This is a genomic window from Sporosarcina gallistercoris (assembly GCF_050459885.1).
Lineage (GTDB): Bacteria > Bacillota > Bacilli > Bacillales_A > Planococcaceae > Sporosarcina > Sporosarcina gallistercoris_A.
The window spans coordinates 1-17,491 of the sequence record NZ_JBCMNO010000020.1 but is presented as its reverse complement, the minus strand read 5'-3'; the positions used below and the strand labels follow the sequence as shown (position 1 = coordinate 17,491).

At 41.8% G+C, this 17,491-nt stretch carries 19 protein-coding genes, 1 tRNA gene and 1 rRNA gene; 7 read left to right on the top strand and 14 right to left on the bottom strand.

Translation table 11 applies throughout. The features are described from left to right. Positions 1 to 59: 59 nt before the first annotated feature. The 3 genes from ABE021_RS12470 to ABE021_RS12460 form a co-directional block, all read right to left on the bottom strand. The gene (locus ABE021_RS12470; protein ID WP_430289049.1) at positions 60 to 461 is read right to left on the bottom strand and encodes a hypothetical protein; all 402 of its coding nucleotides are present in this window, start codon (positions 459 to 461) and stop codon (positions 60 to 62) included. Between the two features lie 152 nt (positions 462 to 613). Then, entirely contained in the window at positions 614 to 2,053 is a 1,440-nt protein-coding gene (locus tag ABE021_RS12465; protein WP_430289047.1) for a HEPN domain-containing protein, read from the bottom strand. A gap of 331 nt (positions 2,054 to 2,384) precedes the next feature. Then, positions 2,385 to 3,152, bottom strand: a complete 768-nt coding sequence (locus tag ABE021_RS12460; protein WP_430289045.1) for an abortive infection family protein — start codon at positions 3,150 to 3,152, stop codon at positions 2,385 to 2,387. Positions 3,153 to 3,554: 402 nt separating this feature from the next. Here ABE021_RS12460 and ABE021_RS12455 point away from each other — a divergent pair, with 402 nt between their 5' ends. The 5 genes from ABE021_RS12455 to ABE021_RS12435 all read left to right on the top strand — a co-directional run bounded on the left by ABE021_RS12455 (position 3,555) and on the right by ABE021_RS12435 (position 6,708). Further along, positions 3,555 to 4,676, top strand: coding sequence for a hypothetical protein (locus tag ABE021_RS12455; RefSeq protein ID WP_430289044.1), 1,122 nt, complete (start codon positions 3,555 to 3,557; stop codon positions 4,674 to 4,676). 135 nt (positions 4,677 to 4,811) lie between these two features. After that, a complete protein-coding gene (locus tag ABE021_RS12450; RefSeq protein WP_430289052.1) occupies positions 4,812 to 5,090 on the top strand; it encodes a winged helix-turn-helix transcriptional regulator in 279 nt (92 codons plus the stop codon). Positions 5,091 to 5,536: 446 nt separating this feature from the next. Beyond that, positions 5,537 to 5,719 carry a transposase gene (locus ABE021_RS12445; protein WP_430289043.1) on the top strand — a complete coding sequence of 61 codons (183 nt, stop codon included), beginning with the start codon at positions 5,537 to 5,539 and terminating at the stop codon, positions 5,717 to 5,719. A gap of 57 nt (positions 5,720 to 5,776) precedes the next feature. Further along, complete coding sequence (locus tag ABE021_RS12440) at positions 5,777 to 6,367, top strand: hypothetical protein (RefSeq protein ID WP_430289042.1); 591 nt, start codon at positions 5,777 to 5,779, stop codon at positions 6,365 to 6,367. Between the two features lie 5 nt (positions 6,368 to 6,372). After that, complete coding sequence (locus tag ABE021_RS12435) at positions 6,373 to 6,708, top strand: transposase (protein ID WP_430289051.1); 336 nt, start codon at positions 6,373 to 6,375, stop codon at positions 6,706 to 6,708. Between the two features lie 440 nt (positions 6,709 to 7,148). Here ABE021_RS12435 and groL read toward each other — a convergent pair whose 3' ends face one another. Then, complete coding sequence (groL, locus tag ABE021_RS12430) at positions 7,149 to 8,783, bottom strand: chaperonin GroEL (protein WP_430289041.1); 1,635 nt, start codon at positions 8,781 to 8,783, stop codon at positions 7,149 to 7,151. Positions 8,784 to 8,834: 51 nt separating this feature from the next. Beyond that, positions 8,835 to 9,116 carry a co-chaperone GroES gene (groES, locus tag ABE021_RS12425; protein WP_025782799.1) on the bottom strand — a complete coding sequence of 94 codons (282 nt, stop codon included), beginning with the start codon at positions 9,114 to 9,116 and terminating at the stop codon, positions 8,835 to 8,837. 195 nt (positions 9,117 to 9,311) lie between these two features. On the opposite strand from groES, the gene ABE021_RS12420 reads away from it, so the two are divergent. Next, on the top strand, positions 9,312 to 10,067 hold the full coding sequence (locus ABE021_RS12420) for a CPBP family intramembrane glutamic endopeptidase (protein ID WP_430289039.1): 756 nt from the start codon (positions 9,312 to 9,314) through the stop codon (positions 10,065 to 10,067). A 77-nt stretch (positions 10,068 to 10,144) separates the two neighbouring features. On the opposite strand, the gene tatC is transcribed toward ABE021_RS12420, so the two are convergent. The 3 genes from tatC to ABE021_RS12405 all read right to left on the bottom strand — a co-directional run bounded on the left by tatC (position 10,145) and on the right by ABE021_RS12405 (position 11,920). After that, positions 10,145 to 10,987 (bottom strand): twin-arginine translocase subunit TatC, encoded by an 843-nt coding sequence (gene tatC, locus ABE021_RS12415; RefSeq protein WP_430289038.1) that lies wholly within the window; start codon positions 10,985 to 10,987, stop codon positions 10,145 to 10,147. Positions 10,988 to 11,004: 17 nt separating this feature from the next. Then, positions 11,005 to 11,202 carry a twin-arginine translocase TatA/TatE family subunit gene (locus tag ABE021_RS12410; protein WP_039043679.1) on the bottom strand — a complete coding sequence of 66 codons (198 nt, stop codon included), beginning with the start codon at positions 11,200 to 11,202 and terminating at the stop codon, positions 11,005 to 11,007. Positions 11,203 to 11,269: 67 nt separating this feature from the next. Further along, complete coding sequence (locus ABE021_RS12405; protein ID WP_430289050.1) at positions 11,270 to 11,920, bottom strand: redox-sensing transcriptional repressor Rex; 651 nt, start codon at positions 11,918 to 11,920, stop codon at positions 11,270 to 11,272. 128 nt (positions 11,921 to 12,048) lie between these two features. Here ABE021_RS12405 and ABE021_RS12400 point away from each other — a divergent pair, with 128 nt between their 5' ends. Next, complete coding sequence (locus ABE021_RS12400) at positions 12,049 to 13,977, top strand: ABC-F family ATP-binding cassette domain-containing protein (protein ID WP_430289037.1); 1,929 nt, start codon at positions 12,049 to 12,051, stop codon at positions 13,975 to 13,977. Positions 13,978 to 14,386: 409 nt separating this feature from the next. Here the strand turns inward: ABE021_RS12400 and tsaD are convergent, their stop codons facing one another. From tsaD to rrf, 6 genes are all read right to left on the bottom strand, one after another. Continuing rightward, positions 14,387 to 15,412: a tRNA (adenosine(37)-N6)-threonylcarbamoyltransferase complex transferase subunit TsaD gene (gene tsaD, locus ABE021_RS12395; RefSeq protein ID WP_430289036.1), complete on the bottom strand. Its 1,026-nt coding sequence runs from the start codon at positions 15,410 to 15,412 to the stop codon at positions 14,387 to 14,389. Continuing rightward, complete coding sequence (gene rimI / locus ABE021_RS12390; protein ID WP_430289035.1) at positions 15,412 to 15,861, bottom strand: ribosomal protein S18-alanine N-acetyltransferase; 450 nt, start codon at positions 15,859 to 15,861, stop codon at positions 15,412 to 15,414. Before rimI ends, tsaD begins: the two co-directional genes overlap by 1 nt. Next, positions 15,854 to 16,564: a tRNA (adenosine(37)-N6)-threonylcarbamoyltransferase complex dimerization subunit type 1 TsaB gene (tsaB, locus tag ABE021_RS12385; RefSeq protein ID WP_430289033.1), complete on the bottom strand. Its 711-nt coding sequence runs from the start codon at positions 16,562 to 16,564 to the stop codon at positions 15,854 to 15,856. Before tsaB ends, rimI begins: the two co-directional genes overlap by 8 nt. Next, on the bottom strand, positions 16,561 to 17,013 hold the full coding sequence (gene tsaE, locus ABE021_RS12380; protein ID WP_430289031.1) for a tRNA (adenosine(37)-N6)-threonylcarbamoyltransferase complex ATPase subunit type 1 TsaE: 453 nt from the start codon (positions 17,011 to 17,013) through the stop codon (positions 16,561 to 16,563). The genes tsaB and tsaE overlap by 4 nt, the downstream gene beginning before the upstream one ends. A 138-nt stretch (positions 17,014 to 17,151) precedes the next feature. Continuing rightward, a tRNA-Asp gene (locus ABE021_RS12375) sits at positions 17,152 to 17,227 on the bottom strand. An 18-nt stretch (positions 17,228 to 17,245) separates the two neighbouring features. Beyond that, a 5S ribosomal RNA gene (gene rrf / locus ABE021_RS12370) occupies positions 17,246 to 17,361 on the bottom strand. Positions 17,362 to 17,491 lie beyond the last annotated feature (130 nt).

Sequence of the window (17,491 nt, the reverse complement as noted above, 5' to 3'; positions counted from 1 at the left end):
ACAGGCAGCCCTTATTAAGCTTTCTGCCTCATTCACGCCCAGATAACAGTAAAAAGAAATCATCTTAAGTGATGTTTTCGAATTATTTCAGCATAATCATTCATTCCTCGTTTTTTTAGTTCCTCAACAAATCTTGGCCACGGCGGTACATTACTAATATATGGAGTTGGTCCAGTAGAGAGACCTCCTCCTGGCCCCGTAGATAAACCTCCTCCAGGACCTGTTGAAAGTCCTCCTCTCGGGCCTGTAGACAAACCTCCCCCCGGTCCTGTTGATAGACCCCCTCCTGGTCCGGTAGATAACCCACCTTTGGGTCCAGTTGAAAGACCACCGTTTGGTCCAGTTGACATACCGCCTTCAGGGCCTGTTGATGCTCCGCCTCTTGGACCAGTCGATAGACCACCGTTTGGTCCAGTTGAAAGACCACCACCAGGACCTGTACTCTTGTTTCTATTCCACATATTAACCATCCTCCTTGATCGTGATAATACAAATTCTAACATACGTTTATTTTACAATCTGACCCGTTTACGATATTTGAGCATTTGTTATAAAACAAACGCCCCAGTTAAGTTTATACTGGTGATTTCTATGTTAAAAACGTCTATAGACATTATTCAGATTCTTGAGGGGGTTGTTTTGAATCATCATCAATATTTTCTTGTGTTTCTATTTTCATAAATTCATGGGGAGGGATAAGCCCCAAACCTTCTTTAAAATGCAATAATTCTTGATTACCACTCATTCGCTGTTTAATAAGGTCGTTATCTATACCTAACTCTCTCAATATAAGTACCCGTAATACAAGTTTCATGTATTTCGTTATGTAATACATAGGTATTGCATCAAATATTTGGTCTTTTAGTCTTTCATCGAAATGCGTATAATAATTTCTAGTATTAACTATTTTATTAATAAAAGATTTTCTTTTATCAGACGAAATCCCGAAAATGTCATTAACTTCCGAAAATATTTCTTTTAATCGTTGCCTTAATCTAGGTTCGTTTGAAAGTATCCCAGCTATAAGCTTTTTATCTTCATCATCCTGAATTTGTAATGTTAATCTTTCCTTTGTTGCTTCAAATTCTTCGTCAGACCATATCTTATTATTTCTCATTCTTCGCGAAAATGCTTCAACAGCTTGTACTACTTTAAGAAATGACGTTGGTACATAAAATCCTTTTTCATGTGCATCAACAAAATAATGAATAATTGGTTCTAATAATTCTTTTTTTGTATTCCACGTTTGTATACAAGTTTCAAATGAATCTTCAATGTAAGAGAATTTAATAATAATTTCATGTTCTTTTATTTTGTTTGAATTAACTTTGTTTGAATTAAATAATAGAGTGATGTCATTGCCATGAATATCTTTAGCAAAAAATTCTTTACAAGCGATTGGTTCTCCTATACAAAGAGTTAAAAAATCAGAAAAATTGCTCACTGTATTAATTGCTTCTTTGTAATGTACGTTTTCTTTAAAAAGAAACCTCACAAGTTCTGTTTGGTTAATTTCAAATTTACTATATTGGTCACCCGAACTGTCTACCTTGAATGTGAACTCAATATTAAAATTGCTATTATCAATTTTAATCACATCAGGCATCTTGTAATTCATATTTATTTCAACTGAAGAAATGAGGGAATCTTTTGTAGTAGTAGATGTGTCAATTTTGAATGGCTTTTTATTCAGCCATAAATTTAAGTGTTCATACGTAGCTTTTATTTCCGAGAGTAATATATCACTATCCTCCCTATAGAGACCACCAATAATTGCTAAATTACATGACCAAATGGATACAGGAAATCCTGGGAACCCCCATTGCTCATTTGTTTTTAGTGAGTTTACAAGTGTAACTTCTCTTCCGTTTGACAAAACACCATGAATTATTGGTAGCTCATTAACTCCCATTGCTGATAAACCACCAAAGTTATGAGCCATTTTTAATTTACAAGTATTATCATCATCAATAGTTAATGTTGCTGTTAATCTTTCGTTTGGATTTGATGGTAGATACCATATTCCTATATTCTCACTATCTAGCTTTTTCAATTATATCACCTCTTCATAATTATCAATTGTAACTATTTTCATATTCCGGCAAGTTTGTTAAATAAGCCGACTTCTTATATCTGCCTTTATTTTAGAACATGGCTATAAAATTATTAAAAACTGATAGAAGAGCATAAGGGAAAACTGTCCCCACTCACCGTGTAGAACCAGGCAGAGCCTGATATTTTCCTGGGGTCATATTTTTTAAAGTTGTCACCCGCCTGTGGAGAAATAAACGATTCACTATTACAGCCCTGTGACAGATTATTTTGTTATCACCGAAACATCAGGCTCTGCCTAATTTATCACACAAAGTGATAGCAGTTTCTCCTTATGCTCTTTCTTTCGATAAAACGACTTTCTCTAAATAAGTATTCATAATAAATTCTCCCATTGCGCCGGCTAAATTCACCGCTAACTTTGCGTGGCGTCTCTCGGGTCTTACTGAGTATGGCGTTTTTCCGTGTGCATCACCATGTTTACTCCTTAAACTACCTAAACCAACTACAACACTATTGCACCCACCTAAAATTTGTTTAAAAATTTCTTCCGTATGTTGTTCTGGAGATAAGTTCAACAAGTTTCGAACTAGCTTGTACAATGAAGGTAGGTCTGCATCTTGGGAATATGATGTTTTTGTATTCACAAGAATATATTTGAAAATTTCTTCTAATAATGTGCGTGCAATTGTTATAGCACCTTCTGGATCATTAACTGTTCTCTCAATTGCCTTATTCCATGTTTCGTGAATGTATGAAATTTCACTACCCGGATGTAACGGAATCTCTATAATATTTGAAAAAGCAATATTTCGAGACTGCATTTCTTCTAGCAAAGTTAATAATTCATGAAATTCACTTGCTATGAATGTTCTTCTCTCATGATATGTTGAGAATTTTGGTTTGATATATCCCCAAAACTCATCTACACTACGGCAAGTTTTTATAAACATCGGGACTTTCTCTTTAAATATGCTGTTATTCATAAGATTCATACGCTCTTCCTTGTATTTAAACTCTGAGTTCACATTTCCTCCAGTTGCATAATTAGTTAAATTGATTTTCATCCTCTCGATTGAAGCAATATGGTCTTCATACAATTCAATTTCCCCTCCAATATCAAATAAAAAATTGTTGCATTAAATTATCTTTTCTATCTTGTAAATCCACACCACTCTTCTTTCCTTTTCAATTTTCATATCCATAAGACATAGCATATTAGAAATTTCAAATTGCCCTTTTTTTAATCGGAAGCATGTACTTAATATTTTCTATGGTTAAAGCACTTAAACTCGGAACTCCCGCTGTCTCGCGCTTTTAACTGGTAATACATGTCATTAATCCTCCTATTTACAAAATCCCTATTACCATCATACCAGTCATAGCCCCTTGTCACAAGATAGTGACAGAAAGTTGGAAATGTTAATAGAAAATGAAGGCATATTACCCTGATTAATGTAGAATTATGGTGATCAAGCAATTTATAAAGGAGAATTGATATGTTGGTAGACTATGAAGAGTTAGATTACTTATACAGTAGAGAAGCCTTATCAAAGTTAAGTAAGAATCCAAAGAAGGTTTATAAAAACGGGTTAGTAGCATTATTTATTACGTCTTTAATGGTAGGAAACTTAAACAAGAAAAAGGAAGAATTCAGTGACAATATAAGATTTTGTAAAGATGTTTTAAAAAATCCATTAAAGTATCAAAACGAACAAAGTCTAAAATTAATTAACAATATGGTTCAATTAAAACTAAAAGTGGTTTTTGTGAGAAACCCGGATAGTGAGGATACAAAAAACAAGATTATTAAAATGATGAGAAGCGTTATAAAGTTCAATTTAAACGGCGATCGCTATTTGATTATGTATGAAGAATTAGATCAGCTTTTAGACGCCAAGTCTTTGTTGAATCTCCTCTATCAAAACTCAAATCCTAACATTAGAAATCACCACTGGATTGAATTTGATTTAGAAAAAAGTCTTGTACATACATTTCCCGAGTTTATTACTTACGCTGACTTAATTTCATTATGGAATATTTACCTAGAAAAAAACGACTTATCAGTACGGGAGGCTGCCTTACAAACTAACCGCATTAATATCAGAATAATTGATAGTGAAATACATGCATTGCACATTTCTCTATGGACACAGGCAGTGACTTTTGTTGAATCATACTTATATTACATTTTTTACAACATCCGAAAAGGAAATTATAGTCTTTCATCTACCAAAGCTCAAGGATTCATCAGATCAACTAAACCTGACGATAATCAAATTTTCGAGTCGCTGATTCTCCCAGAATTTAAGAACGATGATAACCAAGTTCAAATATCAAAAATTATCTCCTTGCATGGAAAATATAAATCAATTAATAACACAAGAAATAGGTTTATCCACGCTTCTGCGTTCTATGATAGTAATCAACCACATTTATTACCTTTGATCAGCAGTGGTTCTCATGAATTATTAGACACTTTAGAAACCTGCACCGGTTTAGTAATTGAGATTGAAAAAATACTCCCTTCCGCACTAAAAATTCTGTTTTGGTGGGATAGCGTCCAACACCCTATTTTCAATGAATATAAAAAAGGGAATTTCATCAAAAGAACAGATATATAATTAATTTTATTTCATGTTTTCAATAAAACTTATAATTTTGTAATCCCCATTCACAAACCGCATCAAATCAGTGTCACGTACCTGTGCAACAAACTTTCGTGTTTGTTCAAACAATCATGATTGTTTTATGTACAGGTGCCTTTCACTAATATACTATCTCAGCGTGTATCTGAGTCCTTGAAGGGAGACTTAGCCTATGAGCGTAACCATGAATTAGATGAGGAACGAGTTAAATTACAAACTCTATCGTACATGCAGAAGAATACGAAAATGCATCGCGCGGAAATTATACAAATGACAGGCTGGGATAAAAATAAGGTATATCGTTTTATGAAGAAGCTGAGAGAAGAAGGTTTAGTTATAAACAAAGGTCGGGGATCAGGAGCTCATTATGTTCTTAATGAGGATGAATAAGCTCACAATGAGTTCTTTTCTGCTATATATGAGTCTATTATGAGGCGTTATTTTAGAAACCGTTGATCGAAGCGGTAGGTGGCGACTCCTGAGGGAATAGCGAAGATCGAAGACCCTGGACTGAGCGAAGCGAAGGAAGAGGCTGAGATCGAGCCCCTAGGAAACATACTAACATTAGTAGCACAAACCACGGCCGTGGTTTGTGCTACTATTTTTTATGGTAGAAGTGAAGCGAAGTCGTGCGGACGCTGGAATCTTAGAATTCGTATAAGGAAACCGACTCACTTCACATCCTTAGTTGAATCAGTTTAGTATGTTGGATCTTCGAGATCGTGTATAAGAAAATGGAATCGATAAGGCGCTGTGAAGGCTTCTATAAACCATATGAGGAGGAGACATATTGAATTATATAATTTGCGTTTGACGTAAGTATGGGGGAAAGTACAATGGTCATATATGATCACAGACAGCGTTGTTTGTATGAAGGTGAACTGAAACATACAGCGAATGGATTCAGCTGGCTCAAAGAGAAAATTGAATTCATCAAAGGACAAGCTGGCCAATTACCTGAAATTGTATTCGAAGCGACGGGTGTCTATTCGCAAGGACTGGAGAGATTTCTCAAGTAACAACAGTATCCATACCATCGAGTTAATCCCCTACAAGCGAAGCTACAGATGGCTTCTATGCGCCGAAACAAGACAGACATTAGTGATGCGCATGAATTAGTTAAATCCCACTTCAAAGTAGATCGTCACGAAACGTATGTACAGGACGATTATTTCGAACAAATGCGTGCGCTAGGACGCTACTATGAGGATATAGAAAAAGATATTCGCCACTATGCCAACCGTGTACATTCTTTTCTACAACTTAGCTTTCCCCTATTGGAAGCTATATTCTCAAAGAATTCAAAGGTGTTTTGGACAATGATTCAATTATTTCCGCATCCGGATTATTTACGAGGTCAGTCACAAAATGATATCTCACTCCAGATTATACAAGCTAGTTCTAGGAACTTTTCACGTCAGAAAGCAATGGACTTTGCGTTATCTCTGCGTGCAGCGGCTGAAGATTTCTATCCGGCAATCCAAGAGAATGACGTTAGGTGTCGCCATTTACAAGAAGATGCAGAAAGAGTTTTGGAGTTAAAACAAAAGAAAAAAGAGATTGTTAAACAGATGGTAGCACTCTCAGAAAAGCAAAGGGATTATCAAGTACTTCTATCCTTCCCAGGGATTGGTGAGACGACAGCGGTCCGTTTGATTGCGAATTAGGAGACATACGTCGATTCAAGAACCCTAAACAGATAAATGCTTATGCGAGCATTGATATCCAACGACATCAATCAGGGAAGCTTCAGTATCAGGATCGCATCAATAAGCGTGGGAACCGAAGGTTAAGAAAGCTCTTATATTACATGGTAATGACTATGATTACCTTACGGAAGAGGTCGCAAAATAGCATTGTCGATTATTATGATCATTTAAAAAAGCAACCCCAGAGTAAGCCTCATAAGGTTGCAGTTATCGCATGTGTGAATAAGTTCCTGAAAGTCGCATTTCACCTTATTCAACACGGCATCCCTTATAATTATGCATTCACTACAGCGAGTTAATAACGGGATAATTTCACTATAGCATATTTATCCTTGCGAAAAATAGGATTTCGTTAGGTTTATTTGATATTCAATTTTTTGGACCTAAGATAGGTTTTCTTTATTCTAAACCTCTTATATCTAGCCTGAATTGTTTGTAGTGGAAGGCTCGACTCCCGCGGGAATAGCATGAGCCTTGAGACCCCGCAGGAAGCAAAGCGAACGAGGAGGCTCAAGCCATGCCCGCCGGAAAGCGAGTCCTGAAACGGAAAGCAATGGATGAGTGTTGATACTTTTCTTCATAAACTTCATTATTAATCTTATAAAAGACTTGACTCGAGGTAAGAAAGCGCCCACCTGCAGCGCAGATCAACAACCGTCTACTCCACCTCGTTTTTATCCAAACAAAAAACGCCAACTCCATCTACCGGAGTTGACGTTTTTAATTTAAGACAGCTGACTTACATCATGCCGCCCATTCCACCCATACCGCCCATATCAGGCATACCGCCACCTGCTGGCTCTGGAATGTTTGCTACTACTGCTTCAGTCGATAAGAACATCGCTGCAACAGATGCTGCGTTTTGTAGTGCGGAACGCGTTACTTTTGTTGGATCCACGATACCGGCTTGGACCATGTTGACCCACTCGCCATTTGCTGCGTTGAAGCCCATTCCGACTTCTTCGCGCTTGAGGCGATCTACGACGATTGAACCTTCAAGACCTGCGTTTGTCGCGATCTGACGTACTGGCTCTTCAAGTGCACGAAGGACGATCTTCACGCCCGTTGCGACGTCGCCTTCTACGCCTTCAAGCAATGTTTCCACTTTTTTGTATACGTTGATGAGCGCTGTACCCCCACCAGAAACGATTCCTTCTTCAACTGCTGCGCGAGTTGAGTTCAGTGCGTCTTCGATGCGAAGTTTGCGTTCTTTCAATTCTGTTTCAGTAGCTGCACCGACTTTGATAACTGCCACGCCGCCAGCAAGTTTCGCTAGACGCTCTTGGAGTTTCTCTTTGTCGAACTCTGAAGTTGTTTCTTCCAATTGTGCACGGATTTGACCTACGCGAGCTGAGATTGTGTCTGCATCGCCAGTTCCTTCTACAATTGTTGTGTTGTCTTTCGTTACAACAACTTTAGAAGCACGTCCGAGTTGTGAGATGTCTGTAGATTTCAGGTCAAGACCGATATCCTCAGTAATCACTTCTCCACCTGTTAGGATCGCGATATCTTCAAGCATCGCTTTACGACGATCTCCGAATCCAGGTGCTTTGACTGCAACTGCGTTGAACGTACCGCGTAGCTTGTTCACAACGAGTGTTGCAAGTGCTTCGCCTTCTACGTCTTCAGCGATCATCAACAACGGCTTACCTTGTTGTACAACTTGCTCAAGTACTGGAAGGATTTCTTGGATGTTATTGATCTTCTTATCTGTGATCAAGATATATGGATTGTCGAGAACCGCTTCCATCTTATCCGTATCTGTTGCCATGTATGCAGACGCATATCCACGGTCGAATTGCATACCTTCTACAACGTCCAGCTCAGTTGTGAAACCTTTGGATTCTTCAAGTGTGATGACGCCGTCGTTTCCAACGCGCTCCATCGCTTCAGCAATCAGGTTACCGACTTCTTCGTCGCCTGAAGAGATCGCTGCAACTTGTGCGATTTCTTGCTTGCTTGAGATTTCATCGGAAATGTTCTTCAGCTCAGTTACAGCTGTTGCAACTGCTGATTCGATCCCTTTACGGATGCCGACAGGGTTTGCCCCAGCTGTCACGTTCTTCAATCCTTCACGGATCATCGCTTGAGCAAGAACGGTTGCAGTAGTTGTTCCGTCACCAGCGATTTCGTTTGTTTTTGAAGCCACTTCAGCGACAAGTTTCGCACCCATGTTTTCGAATGCATCTTCAAGTTCGATTTCTTTAGCAATCGTTACTCCATCATTTGTGATGAGTGGTGAACCGAAACTTTTTTCGAGAACGACGTTACGTCCTTTAGGTCCAAGTGTTACTTTTACAGCATCTGCTAGTGTATCTACACCACGCAACATTGCGCTGCGTGCATCTTCGTTGAATTTGATTTCTTTCGCCATAATGAATGAGTCCCTCCTGTTTTTGGTTAGATTGTCATAGTGAGACGTACCTTAGATAGTTGCTAGGATGTCGCTCTCACGTAATATAAGATAGTCGTTGCCTTCATATTTAACTTCAGTACCTGCGTATTTTGAGAAGATGATGCGGTCGCCTTCTTTTACTTCAAGCTCGACGCGCTGGCCGTTTTCGAGAACTCGGCCTGTACCGACTGCAATGACTTTACCTTCTTGCGGCTTTTCTTTTGCGGAATCTGGCAATACGATGCCGCTTGAAGTCTTCTCTTCCACTTCGATTAGTTCAATTACAATACGATCACCTAATGGTTTCAACAAATGAAACACCCTCCTCTAACGGTTCTTCTTTTTATTTTTATTTAGCACTCACTAAACGGGAGTGCTAATACATTACTTATCATAATAAATTGACGAATGAATTGCAAGCAAAACAAATTCCTATTTCGTACTCTTTGCGCTTCTTTTCCAAAACCGATACACTTATTCATACATAGAAGGAAAGGAACGATTTTTTTGAAGCAAAAAACGATGAAACCATGGATGCTCTATTTAACCATCCTTCTTTTATACATCGCCATGCAGTTTGCCAGTCTCCCGATTTCAAAAGGGATGATCGCCCTTTTCACAGCGAATGGCTATGATGTAAAGGAAGCCGCTTTTAACGGCTTCGCGTGGGGCTTATTCGTCACGAACATTCTCGCGATTATTGCGATTTTTCTCGTCATCCGATCCGATAAGAAATTCTGGAACCTCTTTAAAGGAAAGAAAGAACCGATTTGGAAATCGATTCTTTGGGGGATTCTCGGATTCTTCTTGGCACTCGGCGGTCAGATGATCGCTGGGCTCATTGAAAAGGCTATGGGAATTACAGAAGGTTCAGCGAGTACCGCACAGCTCACAGAAATCGCAGCCGTCGCACCGATTCTCATTATCTGCATCGTGTTATTTGCACCTATATTAGAGGAGACTGTCTTCCGCCGTGTCCTATTCGGCGGCATCTATACGAAAACGAACTTCTGGATTGCTACAGGTGTCAGTGCTCTGATCTTTGCAGCTGTCCACAACGAACTGGAGCACATTCTTACGTACCTCATGCCAGGACTTGTGTTCTCCTATGTCTACTACCGATCAAAGCGCATTTGGACACCCATGATCTCACATATGCTCATGAATGGCTTCGTCATGATCGTCATGCTGAACCAAGACAAAATCCTGGAGCTCCAAAAACTCCAACAATCCATCATCACCTTCTTCCATTTCATTTGGTAGACGGTGCGGATAGGTAGATAATCAGCACAAAAAAAAGACTTGCTCAACCGGATCCCGGTCAGCAAGTCTTTTTCAATTTAGGTTTCCTGATTCTTCATCCGTGCATTCACTTCGTCAATCTGCCGCTGCTGCTCAGCCTTCGCCTCCGCGAACAACCTCAGCCGTTCTGCCTCTTCTTCTTCCACTCGACGCTGCTCTTCCGCTTTCAAGAACTTGCGGTATCCGATGCGGGCAATGACAATACTGATCTCGTAAAGCAAGAACAGCGGAACCGTCACAAACAAATGCGACACTAAATCAGGCGGTGTAATGAACGCCGCTATGACGAAGAGGACAAAGTACGCAATTTTGCGGTATTTGGCCAGCACACTTGGATTCAAGAATCCGAGCCTCGATAAGAACAATAAGACGACCGGGAGCTGGAACACAAATCCAAACGGCAATAGAATCTGGAACAAGAACGAAAAGTATTGATTAATGCCGATCGTCTGCGTAATTCCTAAATCAGCTGACAACGTTTCCATAAATGTAATGACATAAGGCAGCAATACAAAATAGGAAAACGAAATGCCGGCTAGAAATAGCAAAAATGCAAACGGGATGTAACTGAGCGTCACCCGGCGTTCAGTCTCCAGCAGTCCTGGTGAAACGAACGCCCAAAATTGGTACATGATGATCGGCAGAATGATAACAATTCCGATGAACACGACCACTTTCAAGTAAATGGCAATCGGATCAATCACGTTAAATGCATTCAACGGTAAATCCGCAGCCGGACCGTTCGATTGCAAAAATTTAATAAGTGGCTTTGCCAGTAAAAAACCGCCAATGACTGAAATTGCAAAGAAAACGACGATGGTAATCAGCCGTTTTCGGATTTCTTCTATATGCTCAATAATGGTTAGTGTACGTTCTTCCATTACACAGACATCCTAACTTATTGCACTTCTTTTTTATCTTCAACTTTTTTAACGTCTGTTTTAGCGTCATCGTCTTCTACAAGACCTTTTGTCGCATTTTTGAATTCGCGTAGTGAAGAACCGAATGCTTTGCCGATTTCAGGCAATTTTTTCGGTCCGAAAATGAGTAGGGCAATGACAGCAATAATAAGTAAACTTCCGATACCTGGTGACATTTCGGACACCTCCCTTTGAATATGTCTATTCTACACCATATCGCATGAAATGACTATTCGTGCAACCCTATAAATGTGAATCTTTTACGTCATTTTTTATGAAGTAAATAAGGGATTGCAGTTCTACAGATAAGTCGATGGTATGGACTCTGATTGATGGAGGTACGGTCAGCCGGATCGTTGTGAAATTGAGTATCCCCTTAACTCCTATGTCTGCAAGGCGATCTGTCACCTGCTGGGCAGCTCGGGAGGGCACTGTCAGGATGACAAGGTCAATTCCGAGTTCCGTTAACTTTTCTTCAATCATATCCGGGTGATATACAGGAATATCCGAGATGATTTTCCCTTCAACAGGCGCTTTCGGGTCAAACGCGATGACAATGCGTGTATTGTGATTCTTATGGAAATTGTATTTCATGAATGCATGTCCAAGACTCCCCACACCAATCAGCGCAACATCTGTTGCTTCGTCTTGGTCGAGTGTTTTCCTGAAAAAGCTGACGAGATAATCCACATCATACCCGTACCCTTTACGGCCGAGCGCACCGAAGTGCGAAAAATCACGACGTATCGTCGCTGCATCGATTTTCATCGCCTCGCTCAGTTCGCTTGAAGAAACTCGTTTCTTCCCGCTATTCGCGAAATTTTGTAAAAATCTATAGTACAACGGCAAGCGTTTGGACGTTGCCTGGGGAATTTTAACCGGTTCTTCAGCCATCGTAAACCTCCTGCTGCTGTATCGAATCGCTTCTATCGTACAGGAGAAGCGTTCTATTGTAAAGCCGATGATTGCGCCCATCCTCCCGTTCCAGTAAACTGAAGGAGAATGGAAATAGAGGTGAAACGATGATAATCTTGCAAGTGAACGGTGTAACGAAGTCGTTTTCAGGCACTGATATATTGGAAAACGTGAAATTGGAAGTGCAGCATCGTGATCGCGTTGCATTGGTGGGTCGAAACGGCGCTGGGAAATCCACGCTGCTGAAAATCATTGCTGGAGAATCCTCTGCGGATACAGGGGATATCATTGTTCCGAAAGGCGTCCGTATCGGGTATCTCGAGCAGCACAGCGGACTGGAAACCGACTTGTCGGTGTGGGACGAAATGATGACGGTCTTTGAACCGCTTCAAGCGATGGAACGGCGCCTCCGCGGGTTGGAAGCGCAAATGGCAGACCCCGATGTCTATGGAGATCCTGCAGTTTCAGAACGCATTATGAGTGAATACGATTCGCTTCAAATCGAGTTTAAAGATCTCGGAGGCTACCAATACGAATCGGACACCCGCTCGATCTTACACGGAATGCGTTTTTACGCTGATGACTATGAAAAACCCGTCGATTTACTATCAGGCGGTCAGAAGACACGTCTTGCCTTAGCAAAAATGCTGCTCAGTCGACCGGATCTTCTTATTTTGGATGAACCGACCAACCATCTGGACATCGAAACATTGGGATGGTTAGAGAATTACTTGAAGTCCTATGAAGGCGCCCTGCTCATCGTATCGCATGACCGATACTTCCTCGATCAAGTCGTGACATTGGTATATGAAGTCTCGCGACGCAAAGTCTCACGCTTCACAGGCAACTACAGTGCGTATTTGGATGAGAAAGCGAAGAACTACGAAAAAGACCGGAAACTGTTCGAAAAAGAGTCGAGTGAAAAAGCGAAACTCGAGGATTTCATCCAAAAGAATATTGCCCGTGCTTCAACAAGTAAGATGGCGAAAAGCCGTCGCAAACAATTGGAACGGACAGACTGGATGGATGCCCCTGATGGCGATGAAAAATCCGCCAACTTCTCCTTTTCGATCGATCGTCCGAGTGGAAATGATGTGCTGGCAGTCGAAAAAGCTGCTGTTGGCTACAATGGAAATCCTGTTTCTACAAATATCGACATGCGTGTCTACAAACAGGACCGCATCGCAATTCTAGGTCCGAACGGGGTCGGTAAATCCACGTTGCTGAAAACAATTGTCCGCAGGCAAGAATTGCTGGCTGGTGAAATTCGGTATGGCACCAATGTCCAGTTCGGTTATTACGACCAAAACCAGGCAACACTTATCGGTTCAGGTACCGTACTGCAAGAAATCTGGGATGACTGGCCGCTCATGAACGAAAAAGATATCCGCACGTTACTTGGTCGCTTCCTCTTTACAGGTGACGATGTCGGGAAGCCGGTCCAATCTCTTTCAGGTGGAGAGAAAGCCAGATTGTCTCTAGCAAAACTGATGCTTGAGAAGTCCAATACACTGATCCTCGATGAGCCGACGAACCATTTGGATCTTGATAGCAAAGAAGTACTGGAGAACGCCCTGGACGACTTTCCTGGAACCATCCTTTTTGTTTCCCACGACCGTTATTTCATCAATCGGATCGCAACGAAAGTATTCGATTTAAGCGCAGCTGGAGCTGTGGAATACTTAGGGGATTATGATTACTTTGTCGAAAAGAAAACGGAACAAGCAGAGCTTCTTGCTGAATCTCTTGCTTCAAAACAGTCAGCAACCGTTACAAAAATCCGTCCGCAAGAAGTGGATAAGGAACGTCAAAAAGCAGAACGCCGGTTAAAACGGGCAATTGAACAAGCGGAACAGCAGATGGCAGTGCTGGATGAGCAAATTTCAACTCTTCAGAACGAACTGATCAAGCCCGAGTATGCGGAGGATCATGTGAAACTGATGGAATTGCAAGCGGATATCGATTCCCTGCAAGAGGCTCACAATGCACGAGCTGAAGAATGGCTCACGATGCAAGAAGAACTCGAAACCGTTTAATGATGATTGAAGCAGCGGATCGCTCCGCTGCTTTTTTACGTTTTTAGGATGTACGGACCCTATCCAAAGTGAGTGATACGTGGTAGACTCTAAAATCCGCCACCAGTCAACAGATGTCTCTCTCAATTCGACACGGTCACATTTTCATTTTCCACAATCTTATCCACAATCACAATACCGGTTTCATCGCTATTCACAAAGTTATCCACGTTGCCCACACTAATCATCTTTTTAATCCACAAAGTTATTCAACCAAGCAACCTAACTTATCAACCTCACACCACCTTATGCACATGTTATCCACAAATTGTGCATAAGTACGAATGTTCTCTATTGACAAACACAATTTCATGGATATCAAAAAAACATGGAATTCGTCTGAATTTGACGAATTCCATGTGAATACTACCTATTCGTGACTCCATGATACAAGTTGCATGCCCGGTCTTCCGTTCATGGATAACTCTCCTCGAACTCCGCTTAAAAACATTTGCGTACCTGCCGCCGCAATCATTGCGGCATTATCTGTACACAACGCAATAGGCGGGACACTGAACGGAATGTCCTCTTTCGCAAATGTCGATTCCAACGAATTTCTTAGACCTTTATTTGCAGAAACTCCACCTGCTGCAATCACTTGCTTCACTTCAAATTCTTTCGCAGCTCGCAGTGCTTTCACAGTTAAGACTTCCACGACACTTTCTTGGAACCCTGCAGCGACCGCCTCTGCATTCAGCGTACCACCCTTTTGTTCCAAGTTATGTTTATAATTAATGACCGATGATTTCAATCCGCTAAAACTGAAGTCATAGGATTCAGGCTCCAGCCACGCTCTCGGAAATTCTATAGTGGACTCACTTGCCAGAGCCAGCTGATCGACATGTGGACCGCCCGGATAAGGAAGCCCTAATACACGTGCCACTTTATCATACGCTTCCCCGGCAGCATCATCTCTCGTTTCACCAATCAGCTCAAACGAACCGTGCTCGCGCATGATTACCATCTCCGTATGTCCGCCCGACACGATCAATGCAAGCAGAGGAAACTCCATAGGCTGGACTAGCTGATTGGCATAGATGTGTCCTGCTATATGATGCACTCCAATAATTGGCAGCGAGTTCGCAAATGCAAATGCCTTTGCAGCATTGATGCCGATCAGAAGTGCGCCTACCAGTCCTGGACCTTCCGTAACAGCTACAGCATCCAACTCATCCGGAGCCAATCCAGCGTCCTCGAGTGCTTTCTCGATGACACGGGTAATTTCCTCCACATGATGCCTTGACGCAATTTCAGGTACAACGCCTCCAAAACGCTTTTGACTCTCGATTTGTGAAGCCACTACGTTGGAGACAATCTCACTTCCATTTTTCACGACAGACGCTGCAGTTTCATCGCAACTTGTTTCAATCCCTAAAATATAGACATCTTTTTTCATCATAACTCCACCCACATGACGAGCGCATCTTCATGGTCGTCAGAATAATAGTTTTTCCGGATGCCACCTTCTTGAAAACCGAGCTTACGATATAAATTCTTCGCCGTTTCATTGCTCACTCGGACTTCCAGAGACATAGCTACCACTCCGTTATTGCGGCACAAGTCCATCGCTTGCCGCATCAGTGCTTCCCCGATGCCAGACCCTTGCCGATGCTTCCGTACAGCGACATTTGTAATATGACATTCATCAAGTACAACCCACATTCCTACGTGTCCAATTACTTCTTCCCCGGATTCAGCCACAATATACGTGGCATAATCGTTGCCCGTCAGCTCATGGGCAAACACTTCCGCCGACCACGGTGTTGTGAAAACTTCCGTTTCAGTTGCTACTACCTGTTCAATGTCCTCCGCGGACATTTGACGATAAACAATCGAGTCAATCATGGGATTTCACCTGTTTTTGCTCGTTCATCCAATTTGCTTCAGCTTCTGGAATCCGACGATAGTTCGGAACAAACTGATGGATGTCGCTTGCAGGAATGCGTTGTTCAGCCAAACTGATCAACTGTGAAGCTCTTGGGAGCTGCTGAGGAAACGGTGCAAATACAGCCCGGTCCCCAAGCTTTGCACTAATAGCAGTCTTATGGATTTCTACATCCGTCCCGATAAATAGAACAGGTTGGTCAAGATAAGCAACGTCCTCCAAAAACTGCTCGAGAGCTCCGTGACGATCTTCCCAAATACGGTGCAATCGTTCTCCTTTTGACTTGTAAAGACCACAATAGACATTCTCCCGACGCGCATCAAATAGTGGGCAAATAACCCCTTCAAATGGAACGCCGTTTGCCGCAATGACTTCCAAGCTGGAAACACCGACTAATGGAATTTTCAACGTCCATGCCAGTGTTTTCGCAAGCGTCACACCAATTCGAACGCCTGTATAAGATCCAGGGCCTTCCGAAACGGCAATCACTTCGAGATCAGCAGGTCGTAAGCCCGCTTCATTCAAGAGACGTTCTATTGCAGGCATCGCCTGAATGGAATGGGTTTGCGCAAATGTTGACGTCTGCTCACACAAAATCCGACCGTCTTTTACGAGTGCCACGGACAATGGGGAATTCGCTGTATCAATACCTAACCAAATCATTGAGTCATCGCCTCACAAATCTTTATAAAATGAGTTCCCGTGGGTTCCAGTTCTATCATGCGAGCCGTATCGCCTGTCCGTATAATCCGGATAGCGAGACGGTTCTCAGGTAATTCCTCTTCAATAAACTGCGCCCACTCTACTATTGAAATGGCATCTCCGTAAAACAATTCATCCCATCCCAAATCCTCTTCGCTATCTTCCAAGCGATAGACATCTAAATGGTTCACAGGATAGGTGCCTTCATATTGCTTAATAATCGTAAACGTCGGGCTGCTGACAGTACGTTGCACTCCAAGCCCTTTAGCGAGCGCTTGCGTGAATGTGGTCTTCCCTGCTCCCAAATCACCTTCAAGCGTGACTACATCCGGAGGAGAAAGGAGTTGTGACAAGCGTTTTGCCAGGTCTAACGTTTCCTCAAGTGAGGAGACATGTAGTTGTTTCTTCATAAGATAATCCGTTCCTTTTTAAGTGATGTGTTCAGTGTACCGGAAAATGTGTAAAACCGCACCCACTACGTACGCATGAACCTATAAAAAAACCGATCCAGGGAATATCCCCGAATCGGTTTGGAAGTTTAAATTAAATGGCGGTCCCGACCGGGATCGAACCGGCGATCTCCTGCGTGACAGGCAGGCATGTTAACCGCTACACCACGGGACCAAATAATAAAGTGAAACTGCCTGGCAACGTCCTACTCTCACAGGGGGAAGCCCCCTACTACCATCGGCGCTGAAGAACTTAACTTCCGTGTTCGGTATGGGAACGGGTGTGACCTCTTCGCCATCATTACCAGACAAGTATTCTTATCTTTTTTCAAAGACATTTACTATTATATACTACAAACTATGTAATATGCAATACTTTTTTGAAAGAACTTTTGTTCATTGAAAACTGGATAAAACGAACATTGAATGTCAAGACAGC